Raw genomic sequence first — 20,706 nt, 5'->3', positions numbered from 1 at the left:
TAAAGATGCAAAATTGCTTCACGTTAATGCATTTATTCATATCCTGAAACATAATAAATAATTATGATACCAGCCCTGACTTGTAGCCTAACCCCGTGCCCGTAAGGTTGCGCAAGAATGAACACCGATAAGGCCGATAAGCCGGCATAAAGGAAATGGCATGATGAATTGGGATGACGCACGCTTCTTCCTGGCAGTAGCCCGCTGCGGCACTTTACGAAAGGCCGCTAATGAACTACACGTCGACCAGGCCACCGTCGGACGGCGTATTACCGCTTTTGAAGAGAGCCTGGGGTCCAAGCTGTTTATCCGCACGCCGAAATCATTCTCCCTCAGCCCTTTGGGTGAAGAAATGCTGGCGGACGTGATGAATATGGAAAATGCGGTGCAGGCGATTGGCCGCAAAGCCACCAGCGGCGACGACAGCCTGTGCGGTAACGTACGCATCGCCACTACCGACACCATGGCCGAGGCCTTTGTCATTCCGGCCTTGAAAGCGCTGCGGGAGCAACACCCATTAATCACCGTCACTCTGCTGACGGCGGTGAATATCTCTGATATTTCCTACCGAGGTGCGGACCTGGCGATCCGTGGCGCACGGCCCGAGTCTGATGAGCTGATTATCAAACGTATGGCAACCATCGAAATGGGGCTGTATGCCACTCAAGGCTATCTCGACAAACACGGACTGCCGACCAAGGGTGACCACCTGCGTGGCCATGATCTGCTGATGTTTCCACGCGAGCTGGTGCCGCGCCACTGGAACGACTTCTGTGGCGAAGCGCTGATCGACCCCAACGTAGTTTTGCAGTGCAATTCACAGTTGCTGTTGCGCTCGGCAACGCGTAACGGATTGGGCATCGGCCTGCTGTCCTCCTTCCTGGCGGACAAGGATCCGGATCTGGTACGCATTTTCCCGGAGAATAAAGACTGGGTAGATATCTGGCTGGTGCTACACCCCGATCTGCAGCGTGCCGCACGGGTGCGTGCCGTAGTGCAGGCGCTGGAAACCTCGTTTCAAAACAATCCCGGTTGATCTCACCCATTCAGGGGTTAGGGTGACTTACCCGCCCCTCCTATCCCGTTTCGCCGCATTGCCATAATTAGACAAAAGACTTATTGTCTGAATAATGTACACCACTGTTGGGGGTATGATGGCGAAGTTACAGTATATCCATGATGAATCAGGCAGCCCCCTATATGTAGCACTGCCTCTCGATGAATATAAAAAGCTGGTAGGCCGGCAAGATGAATATAAGTCTGTTCCCTATAATATCGATGCGCACGATGATGAAACAGTTCCTCACGAAGTGGTCTCTATCATGTTGGATCAGAACATCAGCCTGATAGCCGCATGGCGAGTTTTCCGCGGCCTCTCGCAGTACGATGTGGCGACAAAACTGGGCACTACCCAATCTGCCGTTTCTCAGTGGGAAGCCATCGACTCTAAACCGCAAAAAAAAACCGGGAAAAGTTGGCAGAATTATACCAATGTCGCCCAGCGCAGATGACGCTCTAATCTGCCACCCGCCCATAAAAAAAGGTCGCCGAAGCGACCTTTTTACTGCCTTGATGCCAATCAGAACATCGGCTGTGCCATCTGTACCAGCGTAATCAGCGGTTGCGGATAAACACCCAACAGCAACACCAACGCGGCGGAGATCAACACCACCACACCACCTGCGGTCAACGCCCAGTTGTTCGGAGTATCGCGCTGCAGCGCTTCCGGCGCGCTGAGGAACAGGCTGACGGTCACGCGCAGGTAATAGTACAAACCGATGGCGCTGCCCAGCACCACTGCGCCGGTCAACCACCACAGATGAGCACTGACGCCCATCGCGATAACAAAGAACTTACCGATAAAGCCCAGGGTCATCGGGATACCGGCCAGCGACAGCATCATCACCGTCATTACCGCAGACAGAATTGGCTTATGCCAGAACAGACCACGGTAGGAAAACAGTGAATCGGCGTCCGGGCCACGGTACGGGCTGGACATCAGGCTGACGACACCAAACGCGCCCAGGCTGCTGAACAGGTAACCGGCCAGATAAACCCCGGCGGTTTCCAACGACAGCTGATGGGTTTGCACCGCAATCAACGCCACCAGCAGATAACCCAGGTGGGCGATCGACGAGTAACCCAGCAGACGCTTGATATTGGTCTGGCTGATAGCCATCAGGTTGCCGAACAAAATGGAGCAGACGGCAATGATCGACAGCACCATGCGCAGCGCTTCGTTGTCGGCGGCCGGTGCATACAGGAACAAACGCATCACCACGGCGAAGATAGCAATCTTGCTGGCGGTCGCCAGGAAGGTTGAAACCGGCGCAGGCGCCCCCTGATACACATCCGGCGTCCACAGTTGGAACGGCACTAGCGACAGTTTGAAGCCCAGACCGACAATCATCATGCCCATACCCGCCAGGACCAGCGGCTGGTGCATCATGTTTTCTTGCAGGCTTTTGCCCAGGCCGGCCAGTGACAGGTCACCGGACTCGGCATACAGCAGCGCCATACCAAACAGCAGGAATGACGACGCGGCAGCGGACAGCAACATGTACTTGATGGCCGCTTCCAGCGGACGCTTCTGGCGGTAGGCATAACCCACCAGACCGAACAGCGGCAGCGAGATCAGTTCAATACCGAGGAACAGCGACGCCAGGTGGTTGGCGCTCGCCAGCAGAATGCCACCCAGCGTGGCAATCAGCACCAGCAGGTAGAACTCTTCGCGGTTGTCCGGGTAACCCACCAACCATGGATAGGCGAAGGTACAGGTCGCCAGGCTCGCCAGTATCACTAGCCCGGTATAGAACATCGAGTAGCCGTCAACCCGCAGCAGCGGGGTGACGTCCATTGGGCCTGCCTGGCCGACAAAGTACAGCGAAAGCAGCGCCAGGTTTAGACCGATCACGGTCAGGGTGGCGTTGATAAAATGGTCGCGTCGCCACGCAATGCCTAGCATCACAACCACCACCGTCAATCCGACGATCAACAGTGGTAACAATGCGATCAGTTGTTGAGGAGTTATTGTCATGGCGAATTACGGCCTTGTTGTTGAAATTGCTGAAACTGACGAACCAAACCAGTGTTGCACGTTGCTCATCGCCGCATTGGAAGTATCCAGAATCGGCTGTGGGTAAACCCCCAGAAGAACCAGCAACACCACCAGCAGCAGAATGATAAACAGCTCACGCGCGGTCATGCCCGGTAACGGTTGATCAGACTTGGCTTTGCCGTAATAGGCGCGCTGCATCATGATCAACGAGTAAACCGAAGCAAACACCAGACCGAAAGTAGAAATCACGGTGATCACCGGCACAACCTGATAGCTGCCGAACAGGATCATGAATTCACCGACGAAGTTACCGGTACCCGGCATCCCCAGGGTCGCCACTGCGAAGAACAGCGACAGCGCAGGGATGTATTTGATACGCCCCCACAGGCCGCCCATTTCACGCATGTCACGAGTATGCAGACGTTCGTACAGCTGGCCACAGATGATGAACATACCAGCCGCAGACAGACCGTGTGCAATCATCTGGATCACCGCACCCTGGTAAGCCAGTTGGCTGCCGGTATAGATGGCGATCAGCACGAAGCCCATATGGGAAACCGAGGTATAAGCAATCAGACGCTTGATATCGGTCTGCGCAAACGCCATCCAGGCACCGTAGAAGATACCGACCACGCCCAGCCACATGGCGATTGGCGCAAACTCGTGCGACGCTTCCGGGAACAGCGGCAGGCTGAAACGCAACATGCCGTAGGCCGCGGTTTTCAGCAAGATCCCCGCCAGGTCAACAGAACCTGCAGTGGGTGCCTGGCTATGCGCATCAGGCAACCAGCCATGCAATGGCACCACCGGCATTTTCACCGCAAAGGCGATGAAGAAGCCCAGCATCAACAGGTATTGCACGTTATGGGACATTGGCGTCTGCAGCAGGTCTTCGTAATCGAAAGTCCACACGCCGGTCGCGTTATAGTGCACGAACACCAGGCCCATGATAGCAATCAACATCACCAGACCACTGGCCTGGGTATAGATGAAGAACTTGGTAGCCGCAGTGATACGGGTCTTCCCGTCCGAAGCCTTGTGACCCCAGAGTGCAATCAGGAAGTACATCGGCACCAACATCATTTCCCAGAAGAAGAAGAACAGGAACATGTCGATGGCGAGGAACACGCCGATGACCCCACCAAGGATCCACAGCAGGTTCAGGTGGAAGAAGCCCTGGTATTTCTGGATTTCACGCCAGGAACAGAGAATAGCCAGCACGCCCAGCAGGCCGGTCAGCACCACCATCAGCAGTGACAGGCCGTCCAGCGCCAGGTGGATGGAAATACCAAAGCGTGGGATCCACGGCAGCAGGAATTCAGACTGCCACTGCGGAATGCCTTTCGGCGTAGTCAATGTGTAGCCACCCTGCATCCACAGATACAGAGAAAGCGCCAATGTCAGCCCCATTGCGATCAACGCAATCCAGCGCGGCACCTTAGTACCGAAGCGCTCAAACTGCCAGCACAGCAGACCGCCAATAAAGGGGATAAGAATTAGCCAAGGTAATAGCATGGCGTTTTGTGTCCCTTATTCTACCGTTGTCTTTCACGCTGTAGCGTTGTTGGCTGCGGGCGTTTACCCCTGTCAATTACCTAAGTAAGCTCCAGGGGATGCTCGCACTTGCCGCCTAGCTACAACGCGAAATCCATACGGTATAAAACATTGTACATAGCACAGAGCTATGCCCGATAAATGCTTTAAATTATTATCAACAGCGCCAATACGACCACTGCACCCACACCCATAGACGCTATATACCAACGCACCTGACCGTTCTCGCTCACTGTCAGACCTCGGTTCCCCCAGCGGGAGAAGATGGCCGGCAGGTTCATCATCGAGTTCAGCGGATCACGTTGCAGCAACTTCGCAATACCCAGGTACGGCTTGACGAATACTTTGTCGTACAGCCAGTCGAAGCCCCAGGCATGGAACCACCAGGTTGAGAAGAAACGCCCCGGTGCGCTATTGGCAATGCGGGTCACCAGGCTACGTTTGCCCAGCCACAGCGCCGCCGCCAGCAGGATGCCGACAATAGCCACAACGCCGGAGGTAATCTCCAGTTGCAGCACGCTACCGTGCGCCAGCTCGGTGGTATCTGGCAGTACGCCCTGCAATGGCGGAACGATCATCGCGCCAACGAAGGTGGACAGCACCAGCAGAACCAACAGCGGCAGGTGGTGAGTGATGCCAAAACCTGCATGCGCTTTGATTTTCTCTTCGCCATGGAACACGATGAAAATCATACGGAAGGTGTACAGCGAGGTCATGAACGCACCGACCAGACCGGCAATCATCAGGTTGATGTGACCGTTAGCCATCGCACCGGCCAGGATCTCATCCTTACTGAAGAAGCCGGCGGTGATCAGCGGCAGTGCCGACAGCGCAGCGCCACCCACCAGGAAGCAGACGTAAACCAGCGGGATGCTCTTGCGCAGGCCGCCCATCTTGAAGATGTTCTGCTCGTGATGGCAGGCCAGGATCACCGAACCGGAGGAGAGGAACAGCAGCGCCTTGAAGAACGCATGGGTCATCAGGTGGAAGATAGCCGCATCCCACGCCTGCACGCCCAACGCCAGGAACATGTAGCCAATCTGGCTCATGGTGGAGTAGGCAAGCACGCGCTTGATATCGGTCTGCACCAGCGCGGCAAAGCCGGCCAGCACCAGGGTCACTGCCCCGATAATGCCCACCAGATGCAGCACTTCCGGTGCCATTAGGAACAGGCCATGAGTACGGGCAATCAGGTAAACGCCCGCGGTCACCATGGTTGCAGCGTGGATCAGTGCAGAAACCGGGGTTGGACCCGCCATCGCATCTGCCAGCCAGGTCTGCAACGGCAACTGCGCCGATTTACCGACCGCACCACCCAGCAACATCAGGGTAGCCCAGGTGATCGCCGTATCACCAATCGCCAGTTTTTGCGGTGCCAGGATCATCAGTTCGCGGATATTCAGCGTGCCCAACTCGTTGTAGAGGATGAACAACGCAAATGCCAGGAACACGTCACCGACGCGAGTCACGATGAAGGCTTTCATCGCCGCCGCACCGTTGGCCGGATCCTTGTAATAGAAGCCGATCAACAGGTAACTGCACAGGCCCACACCTTCCCAACCCAGATACAGCAGCAAGAGGTTGTCTGCCAGTACCAATACCACCATGCTGGCGATAAACAGGTTGGTGTAAGCAAAGAAACGTGAGTAGCCCTCTTCACCGCGCATGTACCAGGAAGCGAACATGTGGATGAAGAAGCCCACGCCGGTCACCACTGACAGCATGGTCAGCGACAGGCCGTCCAGCGTCAGGGTCACACCAATATTGAAATTACCAACGCTCATCCAGTTCCACAGGCTTTGCTCAAACAGCTGCACGCCAGTGGCTTTCTGGGCGAAGAAGTCCATACCCACATAGACCGTGACCAGAGCAGCCAGGCCGATAGAGCCTACGCCGACGATTGCCGAGGTGTTCTCAGACCAGCGGCCTCGGGAGAAGGCCAACAGCAGGAACCCGATCAGCGGTAGCAGAATAGTTAAATATAATAGGTTCATCCGCGCATCTCACTGACAGTATCAATATTCAGGGTATGACGACGACGGTAAAGCTGCAGCAGCAATGCCAGACCAATACTGGCCTCGGCGGCTGCCAGGCTGATCGCCAGGATATACATCACCTGCCCGTCCGGTTGGCCCCAATAGCTGCCCGCCACGATAAACGCCAGTGCTGCGGCGTTGATCATCACTTCCAGACTGATCAGCATAAACAGCAGATTGCGACGCACCAGCAACCCGGTCAGACCCAGGACGAACAGAATTGCCGCCAGGATCAGGCCATGTTGAAGAGGGATCATGCTTGCTCCTCCGATTTTCTTCTCGCCATTTCGCTACTGGCCGGGGCATTGCTCAACACCTCACCCGGTTTGTGCTCACGGCCAATGTGGAAGGCAACAACCAGACCTGCCAACAGCAGCATTGAAGCCAGCTCAACCGCCAGAACGTAAGGACCAAACAGGCTGATCCCCACCGCTTTAGCGTCAACCATCTCACCGCTGATGCCCTGATCGGACACGCTGCGGATAGCAACAATCAGCACCACCAACAGCGCCAGCGACAAGATGCCAGGGCCGATCCACACCGACGGTTTGAGCCAATCACGCTCTTGTTGCTGCACCGCGTTGCCGAGGTTCAACATCATCACCACGAACACAAACAGCACCATGATGGCACCGGCGTAGACGATGATTTCCAAAGCCGCGGCGAAGTAGGCACCGAGTGAGAAAAAGACTGCAGAGATCGCCAGTAACGAGACGATCAGATACAGCAACGCATGCACAGGATTGGTATGCGAGATCACGCGAATTGTCGCGATCACCGCAATAAAACCTGCCAGATAAAAGGCAATTTCCATGCTTGCTGGCTCCTTAAGGCAACAGACCTTTGACGTCGATCGGTTTGGCTTCGTTTTCGGCTTCGCCCTTGGCTTTGCCGTCAATCGCCATACCGGCCATCCGGTAGAAGTTATATTCCGGATATTTACCCGGCCCCGAGATCAACAGATCTTCTTTTTCGTACACCAGATCCTGGCGCTTGAACTCACCCATTTCGAAATCCGGCGTCAGCTGAATGGCGGTAGTTGGGCAAGCTTCTTCGCACAGGCCGCAGAAAATGCAGCGCGAGAAGTTGATGCGGAAGAACTCCGGATACCAACGGCCATCTTTCTGTTCTGCTTTTTGCAGCGAGATACAGCCCACCGGGCAGGCAACCGCACACAGGTTACAAGCCACGCAGCGCTCTTCGCCGTCCGGATCGCGCGTCAGCACGATGCGGCCACGGTAGCGCGGCGGCAGGTAAACCGGTTCTTCCGGATACATCTGGGTTTCGCGCTTGGCGAAGGCGTGCAGGCCTATCATCCAAATGCTGCGCACCTGGGTGCCGAAACCAACCAATAACTCTTTCAATGTCATGGTTTATTCACCCCTTATTGAGCGTTGTACAAAATGACTGCGGCAGTCGCCAGCAGGTTCAGCAGCGTCAACGGCAGACAGACTTTCCAGCCGAAGGACATCACCTGGTCATAGCGCGGACGTGGCAGAGCAGCACGAATCAGAATGAACATCATCATGAAGAAAGCCGTTTTCAGCGCGAACCAGACGAATGGCGGTAGGAAAGGCCCCTGCCAGCCACCGAAGAACAACGTCACAATCAGGGCAGAAACGGTGACGATACCTATGTATTCGCCCACAAAGAACAGCCCGAACTTCATGCCGGAATATTCAATGTGGTAACCGTCAGCCAGTTCCTGCTCGGCTTCCGGTTGGTCAAACGGGTGACGGTGACACACCGCCACGCCGGCAATCGCAAAGGTAATGAAACCAAAGAATTGCGGGATGACGTTCCACATATGCGCCTGAGACTCAACGATCGCCTGCATATTGAAGGAGTCCGCCTGTGCTACCACCCCCATCAGCGACAGGCCGATGAACACTTCGTAGCTCAGGGTTTGCGCAGAAGCACGCATTGCCCCCAACAGCGAGTATTTGTTGTTGCTCGACCAGCCGGCAAACAGCACGGCGTATACCGCCAGGCCGGCCATCATCAGGAAGAACAAAATACCGATGTTGAGGTCGGACACCGCCCAGGTCGGACTGACCGGGACGATGGCAAATGCCAGCAACAGGGAAGTAAAGGCGATCATCGGCGCCAGGGTAAAGATCACCCGGTCGGAGAATTTCGGTACCCAGTCTTCCTTGAAGAACATTTTGATCATGTCGGCGACCAGCTGCAGCGAGCCACCCCAGCCGACACGGTTTGGTCCATAACGGTTCTGGAACAGACCGAGCAAACGGCGTTCGCCGAAGCTCATGAATGCCCCACAGGTGACTACGACCAGCAGGATCACTACCGCTTTAACAATGGAGATCAGAATGTCGATCACCTCAGGGGTAAACCAGCTCATCGTGTAGCCTCCCGCAGATTTTCAACCGTTGCACCCACCAGTACCGGCGGGATCCCTGGCAAGCCAAGCGGTAAGCCCACCTGGCCCTGGGTCAGGGTTTCACTCAGACGCACCGGCAGACGCAAGGTCTGGCCTGCACAGCTGAACTCCACCAACGCACCAGCATTGACGCCCAGCGCAGCAGCATCGGTAGGATTGACCATCACATAGGCGTCCGGCATGCGCTGCTGAATCACCCCGGAACGCTGTGACATTTCATCACTGCCGAACAGGTGATAATACGGCGCGACACGCCAGCCTTGCTGCTGACCAAAGGCGGCTGGCACGCGGTCGAAGTAACCCAACTTGCCCTCCCCCGCTTCGATCAAGCGCACGCCCGGATCGCCATGACGCAGCTTGCCACCCACTTCGGCCTGGAACTTGTTCCATGCCTGCGGTGAGTTCCAACCTGGTGCCCAGGCAAATGGGATCTGCTGGCGGTCGGCCAACGGGCTGTTGTTCCCTTCCATTGAGAAGGCGAACATGGTGTCTTTATCCTGAGGCTGACGCGGTTCGTGCACGCTGATATTGGCGCGCATCGCCGTACGACCACTGGAGCGAATCGGAGAACGCGCCAGTTTCTGGCCACGGATACGGAAGCTCGCGTCCGGTGCGGCATCGACGATCCCCTGCAACTGCGGCAACGCGGTGACACAGGCTTCGATCACATGATCAAGCTGCGTCCAATCCACATGGCGGCTGGTATAGGTGGAATGCAGCGAGTGCATCCAACGCCAGCTTTCCAGCATCACTGTGTGAACGTCTTTCTTCGCATCGTCGTAGTACGCCGGATCGTAAACCTGGAAGAAACGCTGGGCGCGACCTTCCTGATTGACCAGAGTTCCGTCGCTTTCCGCGAAGCTGGCTGCCGACAGGATCAGATTAGCTTTATCCATGATGGCAGTACGCTGATGATCGACCACGATCAGGTTACTGACCTTGGCCAGTGCAGCGTCAACTTTCGCCGCCGGCGCTTGCCGGTAGAGATCGTTTTCCATCACGATAGCCGTGTCGGCTTCGCCGCTTTCCAACTGGATCAGTGCCTGATCGAGCGAACCGCCGCCGATCATCGCCAAGCCCATGCTGTTGGCCGCGCTGGCGACGAAGGTAATGCCGACGTCAGAACCGCGATCCTTCAACGCTTTGGCGATGTTGGCCGCCGCTTCGATGATGGCTTCGCTACCGGCGTTGCTGCCGGTAATGATCAGCGGTTTACGCGCGTCGGTCAGCGCCTGCACGATGATGTCGACTTTCTTGTTCAGGCCGTCAGCCAAATCGTTGACTGCCGGTGCCGCGTTGTCCAGCGCATGGGCGATAGCGAAGCCGAAGCGCGCCTGCTCATCCACCGGTGCGCGGTAGTTCCATGCCGCGATATCGTCCAGACGGGTGTTATCCACGTTGGTGACAAACAGCGGGTGTTTGGCGTGCTGGCCGATGTTCTGCACCGCAGCAATCTGCCAGTCGGCAACGCGTTGGGCCGCAGCCATAGCGCGAGCCTTGCCTTTCACTGCCTGACGTACCGACAGGGCAATACGTGCGCCGGTCTGGGTCAAGTCTTCACCCAACACCAACACGGCGTCATACCCTTCGATTTCACGCAGCGCAGGCGTGTGAACGCCGCTGTTTTGCAGCACGTTCAGCATCAGATCCAGACGGCCCTGTTCGGCCTGCGAGATACCGGTATAGAAGTTCTCGGCACCCACCAAATCACGCAGTGCGAAGTTACTTTCCAGGCTGGCGCGTGGTGAGCCAATGCCGATGGTTTTCTTCGCCTGACGCAGAATGTCCGCCGCCCCCTGCATCGCCTGCTCGGCGTTCAGGGTGATCCAGTCGTCGCCACGCAGTTGCTGTGGCTGACGCGGACGATCTTTCTGGTTTACGTAACCATAACCGAAGCGACCGCGGTCACACAGGAAGTAATGGTTCACGCTGCCGTTATAACGGTTTTCAATACGACGCAGTTCGCCATAGCGCTCGCCCGGGCTGGTGTTACAGCCGATGCTGCACTGCTGGCAGATGCTTGGCGCAAACTGCATGTCCCACTTACGGTTATAACGCTCGGAGTGGGTTTTGTCGGTGAACACACCGGTCGGGCACACTTCCACCAAGTTACCGGAGAACTCGCTTTCCAGCGTGCCGCTCTCGGTACGGCCGAAGTAGACGTTGTCGTGCGCGCCGTAAACACCGAAGTCGGTGCCGTCCGCATAGTCCTTGTAGTAGCGCACACAGCGGTAACAGGCGATACAGCGGTTCATCTCATGCGAGATAAACGGCCCCAGTTCCTGGTTATTGTGAGTACGCTTACTGAAACGGTATTTACGGAAGCTGTGGCCGGTCATTACTGTCATATCCTGCAGGTGACAGTTACCGCCTTCTTCACATACCGGACAGTCGTGTGGGTGGTTGGTCATCAACCACTCAACCACGCTTTCACGGAACTGTTTGGCTTCGCCATCGTCGATGGAAATAAAGGTTCCATCGGATGCCGGTGTCATACAAGACATCACCAAACGGCCACGCGTATCTTCCGCGTTTTGGTATTGCTTTACCGCACATTGGCGGCAAGCGCCGACGCTTCCAAGCGCCGGATGCCAGCAAAAGTAAGGAATATCGAGCCCGAGGGAGAGACAAGCCTGCAGCAGGTTGTCGGCCCCATCTACGTCGTATTCTTTGCCGTCTACATGAATCGTAGCCATAGTCAGCATGCTTCCAAGTGGCCTGCCTTGCGGCAGGCGTTAATCAAAAATTCTGGCCGTGTCGTCGGGGCGAGTCGGCTTACCAGCGTTGCTTCAGCAGATTATTGGCCTGAATACCGCCAATCGCATGCGCGTTGCTGAAGTGCTTCACTTTGATGCCCGCTTCGAACTCTTCACGGAAATATTTAATTGCGCTTTGCAGTGGCTCTACGGCACCTGGCGCGTGGGCGCAGAAGGTTTTGCCCGGGCCGAGAGAACGGCACAGCTGCTCAAGGGTTTCGATATCCCCCGGCTGCCCTTCGCCATTTTCCAGCGCACGCAGGATCTTCACGCTCCACGGCAGACCGTCACGGCATGGCGTACACCAGCCGCAAGACTCGCGAGAGAAAAATTCTTCCAGGTTGCGCACCAGCGGAACCATGCCAATCTCGTGGTCTACCGCCATCGCCAGCGCGGTACCGAGACGGCTACCGGCTTTACCGATGCTCTCGAAGTCCATCGGCAGATCCAGGTGATCGGCGGTCAGGAAGTCGGTGCCCGCGCCGCCTGGCTGCCAGGCTTTGAAACGCAGACCGTCACGCATGCCACCGGCGTAATCTTCCAGAATTTCACGTGCGGTGGTGCCAAACGGCAGCTCCCAAACGCCTGGGTTTTTCACCCGGCCGGAGAAGCCCATCAGTTTGGTACCGGCATCGTTACTCTTACCGGCGGAGATCCCCTTGTACCACTCAACGCCGTTCGCCAGGATCGCCGGAACGTTACACAGGGTTTCTACGTTATTGACGCAGGTTGGTTTGCCCCAAACGCCGGAGGAAGCCGGGAAAGGTGGCTTGGAACGCGGGTTGGCACGGCGGCCTTCCAGCGAGTTGATCAAGGCGGTTTCTTCGCCACAGATGTAACGACCGGCACCGGTATGAACAATCAGCTCGAAGTCGAAGCCGCTGCCCATGATGTTCTTGCCCAAATAACCGGCTTCGGTGGCTTCGGCGATCGCCCGGCGCAAATGCACCGCAGCTTCGATGTACTCACCGCGCAGGAAGATATAGCCGCGATAAGCCTTCAGCGCGAACGCCGAGATCAGCATGCCTTCCACCAACAGGTGCGGCAGTTGCTCCATCAGCAAGCGGTCTTTATAGGTGCCCGGCTCCATTTCATCGGCGTTACACAGCAGGTAACGGATGTTCATGGATTCGTCTTTCGGCATCAGGCTCCACTTCAAACCGGTGGAGAAACCTGCACCGCCGCGACCTTTCAGCCCGGCGTCTTTCACCAGGGTGACGATCTCGTCCGGGGCCAGGCCCTTGATGGCCTTTTCCGCACCGGCATAGCCGTTCTTGCTGCGGTATTCATCCAGCCAGACCGGCTGTTTGTCATCGCGCAGCCGCCAGGTCAGCGGGTGCATTTCGGGAGTGCGTACAATGTCTTTAATCATTGATACTGCTCCAGTAGCGTCTCGATATCTTCAGGCTTCAGCTGACTGTGAGTGTCCTCATCAATCATCATGGTTGGCCCTTTATCGCAGTTGCCCAGGCAGCAGGTTGGCAGCAGAGTGAAACGGCCATCAAAGGTGGTTTGACCCGGTTTGATGCTCAGCTTCTTCTCAATGGCGGCCTGAATGCCCTGGTAACCGGTGATGTGACAAACAACACTGTCACAATAACGGATCACGTGGCGCCCTACTGGCTGACGGAAAATCTGGCTGTAGAACGTGGCCACGCCTTCTACGTCGCTGGCAGGAATGCCCAACAGCTCAGCGATGGCATGAATCGCCCCATCCGGAACCCAGCCGCGCTGCTTCTGCACAATTTTCAGTGCTTCAATGGAGGCTGCGCGTGGATCCTCGTAATGGTGCTTTTCGTGCTCGATCGCATCACGTTCTTCCGCACTCAGCTCAAATGCATCAACGCCGCTCTGGTGAGCGGCCGCATTGATAGGTTCAAGCGCTTGGTTATTCGCGTGATTGTCTTTTTGATCATGCATAGTTAGCGGTCCACATCTGACATTACAAAATCGATACTACCCAGATAGACGATCAGGTCGGAGACCAGGCTGCCACGGATTACCGCCGGGATTTGCTGCAGGTGTGCAAAGCTTGGCGTACGTACCCGGGTGCGGTAGCTCATGGTGCTGCCGTCGCTGGTCAGGTAGTAGCTGTTGATCCCTTTAGTGGCTTCAATCATCTGGAATGATTCGTTGGCTGGCATCACCGGGCCCCAAGAAACCTGCAGGAAGTGGGTGATCAGCGTTTCAATGTGCTGCAGCGTGCGCTCTTTCGGCGGCGGCGTGGTCAGCGGGTGATCGGCCTTGAACGGGCCTTCCGGCATGTTGTTCAGACACTGTTCGAGAATGCGCAGGCTCTGACGCAGCTCTTCCACCTTCAGCATTACGCGGGTGTAGCAGTCGCTGTTGCCGTCTCCGACCGGAACTTCGAAATCGAAATTCTCATAGCCGGAATACGGACGCCATTTGCGCACATCGAATTCGATACCGGTGGCACGCAGGCCCGCGCCAGTGACGCCCCACTCCAACGCTTCTTTAGCATTGTAGGATGCCACGCCGACGGAACGGCCCTTCAGGATGCTGTTCTTCAACGCAGCCTTGACGTAGGAATCCAGACGTTTTGGCATCCACTCAAGGAACTCACGCAGCAAGCGATCCCAACCGCGTGGCAGGTCGTGTGCGACACCGCCAATACGGAACCAGGCCGGATGCATACGGAAACCGGTGATCGCTTCAACCAAATCGTAGATTTTCTGACGGTCGGTAAAGGCGAAGAACACAGGGGTCATCGCGCCGACGTCCTGAATGAAGGTACTGATGTACAGCAGGTGGCTGTTGATACGGAACAGTTCGGACAGCATCACGCGAATGGTATCAACGCGATCCGGCACCTTGATACCGGCCAGTTTCTCAACCGCCAGCACGTAAGGCATTTCGTTCACGCAGCCGCCGAGGTACTCGATACGGTCGGTGTACGGAATGTAGCTGTGCCAGGACTGACGCTCGCCCATCTTCTCGGCGCCACGGTGGTGGTAACCGATATCCGGTACGCAGTCGACAATCTCTTCGCCATCCAACTGCAGAATGATACGGAATGCACCGTGCGCAGACGGGTGGTTCGGGCCGAGGTTAAGGAACATGAAGTCCTCGTTCTCGGTGCCGCGCTTCATGCCCCAGTCTTCAGGTTTGAAGGTCAGCGCTTCCATTTCCAGATCTTCTTTCTGTTTGGTCAACACAAAGGGATCAAACTCGGTGGCGCGCGCCGGGTAGTCTTTACGCAGCGGGTGGCCTTCCCAGGTTTGCGGCATCATGATGCGCGACAGGTGTGGGTGGCCGTCGAAGGTAATACCGAACATTTCCCAGGTTTCACGCTCATACCAGTTGGCATTCGGGAAAATCTTGGTCGCTGTGGGCACGTGCAGGTCTTTTTCAGACAGCGCCACTTTCAGCATGATGTCGCGGTTGCGTTCGATAGAAATCAGATGATAGAAAACAGAAAAATCCGCAGCCGGTAAACCGTCGCGGTGGGTGCGAAGACGCTCGTCCACGCCATGCAGATCGAACAGCATGACGTAAGGCTTCGGCTGTTTTCTCAAAAACGTCATTACTTCCAGTAACTGGTCAGGTTTGACCCATACCACGGGCATTCCGGTACGGGTGGGCTGAACAGTAAAGGCTTCCGGCCCAAAACGGTTGCGCAGTTCGCCAATCACCGGGTCGTCAAGGTGATCTCTGGTTTGCCAGGCCGGCAATGCGTCGTGCGTCGTTGAATCTGTCATAATTTTTTTCACCACACTGAAGGGTTATTTCGCCGCAAGTTCACTTTTCGCTGTGTTAACCAATAGCGCACTAAGATGGACGTTAAATGAACGTCTTAAATCTCGTCAGGCGTCCGAAGGTTGGTCACCGCGATACGCTCGCCGTGTTTACGCTCTCTTTCAGACTGCATGTTGGCGCGGTAAACACCCTGATCGCCGACAACCCAGGACAGAGGACGGCGTTCTTTGCCAATAGATTCCTGCAACAGCATCAGTGCCTGCATGTAAGCTTCCGGACGCGGTGGGCAGCCAGGAATGTACACGTCGACCGGCAGGAACTTGTCCACGCCCTGTACCACGGAATAGATATCATACATGCCGCCGGAGTTGGCGCAGGCACCCATGGAGATCACCCATTTTGGCTCCAGCATCTGTTCGTACAGACGTTGAATAACCGGTGCCATTTTGGTGAAGCAGGTACCGGCTACCACCATCAGGTCAGCCTGACGTGGTGATGCACGCAGAACTTCAGCACCAAAGCGGGCCACGTCGTGAACGGCGGTAAACGACGTCACCATCTCCACGTAGCAGCACGAAAGACCGAAGTTATACGGCCAAATAGAGTTTTTACGCCCCCAGTTCACCATGTCATGCAATGCATGTTCGAGTTTACCCATGTAAACCGTGCGGTGAACCTGTTGATCCAGGGGATCGGCGACGACCTCCTGTTTTTGCAGGGGGTAACGGTCGTTCTCACCGTTCGGGTCTATGCGGGTGAGCGTATAGTCCATCTTAATGCCTCGTTTTTAACCGACTACTGCGGGTGACTGTTGGTGGCGTTTTTGATTGTGCCTGGCTTGCTCTGGCGTCTGGAGCGCACCGGAGTCCAATCCAATGCGCCAATACGCACCAGATAAACCAGCCCAGCCAATAACACCAAAATGAAAATGGCGGCTTCGATAAAGCCTACCCAACCGCTCTCACGTATGGAGACCGACCAGGCGTAAAGATACAAGGCTTCAACATCGAAAATAACGAAGAACATGGCGACCAGGTAGAACTTGGCGGACAGACGCATACGCGCCGTACCAACCGAGTCGATACCAGATTCAAACGGGGTATGTTTGGCGCGCGCACGGGCTCTCCCACCCAGGAAGAACGCACCCATCAGCATTAAACAGCAAAGCCCGATTGCCACGACAAAAAATACGGCGAACGCCCAGTGATGAGCGATAACTTCAGTGGTTGTTGACATACTCTATGCTTACTCATCAAAAGTGGCGTCGATCGCTCTGCTCTTGTTTCTGGCAGTTAGTGCACCACATCGATTTAAGGGAAGGATAAATAAACCACACAAACAAACTGCTATTACAGCAAGTTAGCCAGCGTTTTACTGTGGGCTTTTTACTCCTTTCTATAACCTTTTGTCAACTTTGACAAAAGTATCTACACACTAGTTTACATACTCATCATTTAATTAACATTTGATGCGACCGGCTTAGGCTAAATCGTGTCAGTTAATTGATGTGTAGAAACAGATAGATATAAACCAACATGCTCATTTCAGTTTTACTATACCATTGTCTCAGGAATCTCCTGCTCTTCCACTCACTAGCTAGGGGTATTTTTTTGATCCAGGACACGTTTTCAGCATAAACCCTCAAAAAAAGTGTGGCCCTTTAATAATTTTTGTCAATTCCGCCGGTCAAATCGGCTCGCCACAAATTACCAAAATAACCATATTAATTCCAGGCCTTTACCTTCATAATTATTCGTTCAAAAAATAATCGGAAGCCTGTTTTTTCGTCTGATAACCGTTCTCATTAGCCATCTTAGAGTCAAACAAATAGTGACTTCGCTTTTAAAATTAATCGAAGCACCCATAAACTGACTTTTCATCAAATTCAGGGCAAAAAAAACCTCCGCCGAAGCAGAGGTTTTATTACCCGGTTTGCCTTTGGGCGTTATTCCTCATCGTCAACCAGACAGGTATCATCTTCCAGCGAGGTACTCGGCCCACTGAAGCTGAAGCTGTAGTTGTCGTCGCCGTTCTGCATGGTGCTGAAAATCGCTATCGCCAGCTCATTGCCGCACTGGGTATCCTGGCACAGGCTATATTGAGTATCTGGCAGTGCCGGCAGCCCTTCTATTGCGCCGAGCACCCGCAGGTCCGGGCTCATCATTTCAATCGGCCGAACGGTGATGCCCAATCCGGCCTTGCAGGCGGCACGGACAGCGGACAACGTCGAAGCCACATAAGCAATCCGCCATGGGATCCCGGCTTCATCCAGATGCTTGATCGCCATCGAGCGGAACGGACTGGGTTCGTCCATCACCACCAACGGGATCGGTTCACCGGCCTGGAAATGGTAATCCGCCGCGCAATACCACAAGGTTGGCGAAGTACGCAGCACAATGTGTGGGCGATCTGCGGTAGCCATAGTGGTAATCGCCAGATCGACTTCACCGTTTTCCAGCATGTCGATCATGAACGAGCTAGGTTTCACCCGGACATCAATTGCCAGCTTTGGGTACACCGAAGTGACGCGGTTAAGCAGGAAAGGCAGGATGGTATCGGCGGTATCATCAGAAGCGCCAATAGTCAGAACACCTTTAATATTGTTGTACATCAGTGAAGTACAGGCTTCATCGTTGAAGCGCAGGATTTTCCTGGCGTAACCGAGAAGCTGAATACCGTGTTCGGTCAGTAATTTATTGCGCCCATGACGGGCGAACAACTCTTTGCCAACCAGTTGCTCTAACCGCTGCATTTGTTGACTGACGGCTGATTGAGTGCGACAAACGGCGACAGCCGCCGCCGCAAAAGTATTCAAATCAGCAACAGCCACAAAGGTTCTTAGCAGATCGAGGTCGAGATTGAGTATCGGACGATTTGCAGTTGTCATAGTGTTTTCTTCACTTTTTAAATTCTAATTTACAAACTACCCTGGTGTGTTTCTAAGACATCGTTTAAAAGGGACGATGCCAGACATGACAGTACCCCACTCATTAGTGGAGGGCAAAAAAATTACTTTTATTTCGTTACCTCTATCGCCTTTTAAAATGTGATCTATCGGGAATGCTTATACAACGCCTGACGTTATAAGTGGTGCAAGTGTTGCATTTTTACCGAACGAAATATTTTACTCATTCAGATAGTGGGATTACCACTCCAATTGTGCTGTACAACCTCCGCAGCCAGACTGGCTTGGGGGTATTTCTATACGTGAACGAGTAAGAGTTTCCTGTTGTAACAGTCGGTACATTTTTTAATGATTTTAATAAATTCAATCGGTAACATTTACCCCGTCAATAACTAAGGAATAAAGACTTAAACGCGGCTTAACAAAGAAACTAAAATAGCGCTAATGTGAATTTTATTATGATTTAGTTTGGATCGCCGATGGACAAGCGGCCATCAGATGACTCTGGCATTATCATTTCTTTACATTTTATCTCCGTTAAATCCCCTCTATGGCTTAACAGTTATAGTCTAACCGTAAAGCCCCTTTGATCAGCACTGCATTGATTATCTGCCCCTTTATACGGCTTCACGCCTCACTATGGCAGTTAAAATATCTTAAAAAAGCAAAAATAAAAGAATTAAAAACCATAAAAACGTTTTAAGCTTGTTTATCCCCCCTGGAATCAACCTCTGCACCCTTCGTTTGCACCAAAGGCGTGCATAACCCTTCAAAAGCGTCAGCGCCAGGAGTACATTGGGCAGGTTGCGGTGTTCCACGGTAGGAACGCCCCCATCCCAGCAAAAGGCTCAACTTTCTATGTCCCCCATTGAGAAATCCAGCAAACTGGACAACGTCTGCTATGACATTCGCGGCCCGGTGCTCAAAGAAGCTAAACGTCTTGAAGAAGAAGGCCATAAAGTCCTCAAACTGAACATCGGTAACCCTGCCCCGTTTGGTTTTGACGCCCCTGACGAAATCCTGGTCGACGTGATCCGCAATCTGCCCACGGCGCAAGGCTATTCCGACTCCAAAGGGCTCTTCTCGGCACGTAAAGCGATCATGCAGCACTACCAGGCGCGCAACATACGTGACGTGACCGTTGAGGATATCTACATCGGCAATGGAGTTTCCGAGCTGATCGTGCAATCCATGCAGGCGCTGCTCAACAGTGGCGACGAAATGCTGGTGCCGGCGCCGGATTACCCGCTGTGGACCGCAGCGGTTTCACTGTCCGGCGGCAAAGCCGTGCACTACCTGTGTGATGAAGAGGCCGGCTGGTTCCCGGACCTGGATGATATCATCAGCAAGATCACCCCACGCACCCGTGGCATTGTGATCATCAACCCGAATAACCCGACCGGCGCGGTCTATAGCAAAGAGCTGCTGGAGCAGATTGTTGAGATCGCCCGTCAGCACAACCTGATCATCTTCTCCGATGAGATCTACGACAAGATCCTGTATGACGAAGCCGAACACCATTCGATCGCTGCGCTGGCGCCGGACCTGCTGACCGTCACCTTCAACGGGCTGTCCAAAACTTACCGCGTGGCCGGTTTCCGCCAGGGGTGGATGGTACTGAACGGGCCGAAGAAGCACGCCAAGGGCTACATCGAAGGGCTGGAAATGCTGGCGTCGATGCGCCTGTGCGCCAACGTGCCGATGCAGCACGCGATCCAAACGGCGTTGGGCGGTTACCAGAGTATCAACGAATTTATTCAACCTGGCGGCCGTCTGTATGAACAGCGCAACCGCACCTGGGAGTTGTTGAATCAGATCCCGGGCGTTTCCTGCGTGAAGCCTCAGGGCGCGCTGTATATGTTCCCGCGCATCGATGCCAAACGCTTTAATATTCACGATGACCAGAAATTGGTGCTGGATCTGCTGCTGCAAGAAAAAGTGCTGCTGGTGCAGGGCAGCGCTTTCAACTGGCCGTACCCGGACCACGTGCGCATCGTGACGCTGCCGCGGGTGGATGAACTGGAAATGGCTGTAGGCAAGCTGGGCCGTTTCCTGGAAGGTTACCGCCAGTAAAAATTAACGACACTCTCGTAATAGCCGAAATGCTTCGCGTTGCATCAAGGCGGCAACTGAGCACATCTCCGGGAGCATAGATAGCTATGTGACCGGAGTGGGCGAAGGCAGCCAACAAAGAGGCAGCGTGAAGCATGAAGGATATTTGCATAACCCTCCGTCACTGCTCACAATGGAGTCCTCACTTGCCGTTGTAAAAGAGAGCA

Annotated in this window: 16 protein-coding genes and 1 pseudogene; 3 read left to right on the top strand and 14 right to left on the bottom strand. The window is 54.7% G+C overall.

From position 1 onward, the window contains the following. The first annotated feature begins 160 nt into the window (after positions 1–160). Both ACUTSU_RS09535 and ACUTSU_RS09530 read left to right on the top strand, forming a co-directional pair. Positions 161–1,036, top strand: coding sequence for a LysR family transcriptional regulator (locus ACUTSU_RS09535; protein WP_445650284.1), 876 nt, complete (start codon positions 161–163; stop codon positions 1,034–1,036). Between the two features lie 118 nt (positions 1,037–1,154). Then, positions 1,155–1,519: pseudogene (locus ACUTSU_RS09530) on the top strand (helix-turn-helix domain-containing protein). A gap of 60 nt (positions 1,520–1,579) precedes the next feature. Here the strand turns inward: ACUTSU_RS09530 and nuoN are convergent. From nuoN to lrhA, 14 genes are all read right to left on the bottom strand, one after another. Then, entirely contained in the window at positions 1,580–3,037 is a 1,458-nt protein-coding gene (nuoN, locus tag ACUTSU_RS09525) for an NADH-quinone oxidoreductase subunit NuoN (RefSeq protein WP_012146011.1), read from the bottom strand. Positions 3,038–3,043: 6 nt separating this feature from the next. Then, positions 3,044–4,573, bottom strand: coding sequence for an NADH-quinone oxidoreductase subunit M (gene nuoM, locus ACUTSU_RS09520; protein ID WP_012146012.1), 1,530 nt, complete (start codon positions 4,571–4,573; stop codon positions 3,044–3,046). Between the two features lie 185 nt (positions 4,574–4,758). After that, positions 4,759–6,606, bottom strand: coding sequence for an NADH-quinone oxidoreductase subunit L (gene nuoL, locus ACUTSU_RS09515; RefSeq protein WP_445650283.1), 1,848 nt, complete (start codon positions 6,604–6,606; stop codon positions 4,759–4,761). Beyond that, complete coding sequence (gene nuoK, locus ACUTSU_RS09510) at positions 6,603–6,905, bottom strand: NADH-quinone oxidoreductase subunit NuoK (RefSeq protein ID WP_012146014.1); 303 nt, start codon at positions 6,903–6,905, stop codon at positions 6,603–6,605. Before nuoK ends, nuoL begins: the two co-directional genes overlap by 4 nt. Continuing rightward, positions 6,902–7,462, bottom strand: a complete 561-nt coding sequence (gene nuoJ / locus ACUTSU_RS09505) for an NADH-quinone oxidoreductase subunit J (RefSeq protein ID WP_174353862.1) — start codon at positions 7,460–7,462, stop codon at positions 6,902–6,904. Before nuoJ ends, nuoK begins: the two co-directional genes overlap by 4 nt. Positions 7,463–7,475: 13 nt before the next feature. Next, positions 7,476–8,018: an NADH-quinone oxidoreductase subunit NuoI gene (nuoI, locus tag ACUTSU_RS09500; RefSeq protein WP_004947256.1), complete on the bottom strand. Its 543-nt coding sequence runs from the start codon at positions 8,016–8,018 to the stop codon at positions 7,476–7,478. A 14-nt stretch (positions 8,019–8,032) separates the two neighbouring features. After that, positions 8,033–9,010, bottom strand: coding sequence for an NADH-quinone oxidoreductase subunit NuoH (gene nuoH, locus ACUTSU_RS09495; RefSeq protein WP_012146016.1), 978 nt, complete (start codon positions 9,008–9,010; stop codon positions 8,033–8,035). Beyond that, positions 9,007–11,745 carry an NADH-quinone oxidoreductase subunit NuoG gene (gene nuoG, locus ACUTSU_RS09490; protein ID WP_445650282.1) on the bottom strand — a complete coding sequence of 913 codons (2,739 nt, stop codon included), beginning with the start codon at positions 11,743–11,745 and terminating at the stop codon, positions 9,007–9,009. The genes nuoH and nuoG overlap by 4 nt, the downstream gene beginning before the upstream one ends. Before the next feature lie 79 nt (positions 11,746–11,824). Further along, positions 11,825–13,177, bottom strand: coding sequence for an NADH-quinone oxidoreductase subunit NuoF (gene nuoF / locus ACUTSU_RS09485; RefSeq protein WP_012146018.1), 1,353 nt, complete (start codon positions 13,175–13,177; stop codon positions 11,825–11,827). Further along, the gene (gene nuoE, locus ACUTSU_RS09480) at positions 13,174–13,725 is read right to left on the bottom strand and encodes an NADH-quinone oxidoreductase subunit NuoE (RefSeq protein WP_445650281.1); all 552 of its coding nucleotides are present in this window, start codon (positions 13,723–13,725) and stop codon (positions 13,174–13,176) included. Before nuoE ends, nuoF begins: the two co-directional genes overlap by 4 nt. Before the next feature lie 2 nt (positions 13,726–13,727). Then, positions 13,728–15,524: an NADH-quinone oxidoreductase subunit C/D gene (gene nuoC, locus ACUTSU_RS09475; protein WP_445650280.1), complete on the bottom strand. Its 1,797-nt coding sequence runs from the start codon at positions 15,522–15,524 to the stop codon at positions 13,728–13,730. Between the two features lie 95 nt (positions 15,525–15,619). Continuing rightward, a complete protein-coding gene (locus ACUTSU_RS09470; RefSeq protein ID WP_012146021.1) occupies positions 15,620–16,294 on the bottom strand; it encodes a NuoB/complex I 20 kDa subunit family protein in 675 nt (224 codons plus the stop codon). A gap of 23 nt (positions 16,295–16,317) precedes the next feature. Further along, positions 16,318–16,758 (bottom strand): NADH-quinone oxidoreductase subunit A, encoded by a 441-nt coding sequence (locus tag ACUTSU_RS09465; protein WP_012146022.1) that lies wholly within the window; start codon positions 16,756–16,758, stop codon positions 16,318–16,320. A gap of 709 nt (positions 16,759–17,467) precedes the next feature. Then, the gene (gene lrhA / locus ACUTSU_RS09460; RefSeq protein WP_445650279.1) at positions 17,468–18,409 is read right to left on the bottom strand and encodes a transcriptional regulator LrhA; all 942 of its coding nucleotides are present in this window, start codon (positions 18,407–18,409) and stop codon (positions 17,468–17,470) included. An 876-nt stretch (positions 18,410–19,285) separates the two neighbouring features. Between lrhA and ACUTSU_RS09455 the strand changes: the two genes are divergently transcribed. Then, positions 19,286–20,500, top strand: a complete 1,215-nt coding sequence (locus ACUTSU_RS09455) for a pyridoxal phosphate-dependent aminotransferase (protein ID WP_261434192.1) — start codon at positions 19,286–19,288, stop codon at positions 20,498–20,500. Positions 20,501–20,706 lie beyond the last annotated feature (206 nt).

This window comes from Serratia sp. NA_13 (assembly GCF_052691735.1).
This window is presented reverse-complemented; position numbering and strand designations above follow the sequence as displayed.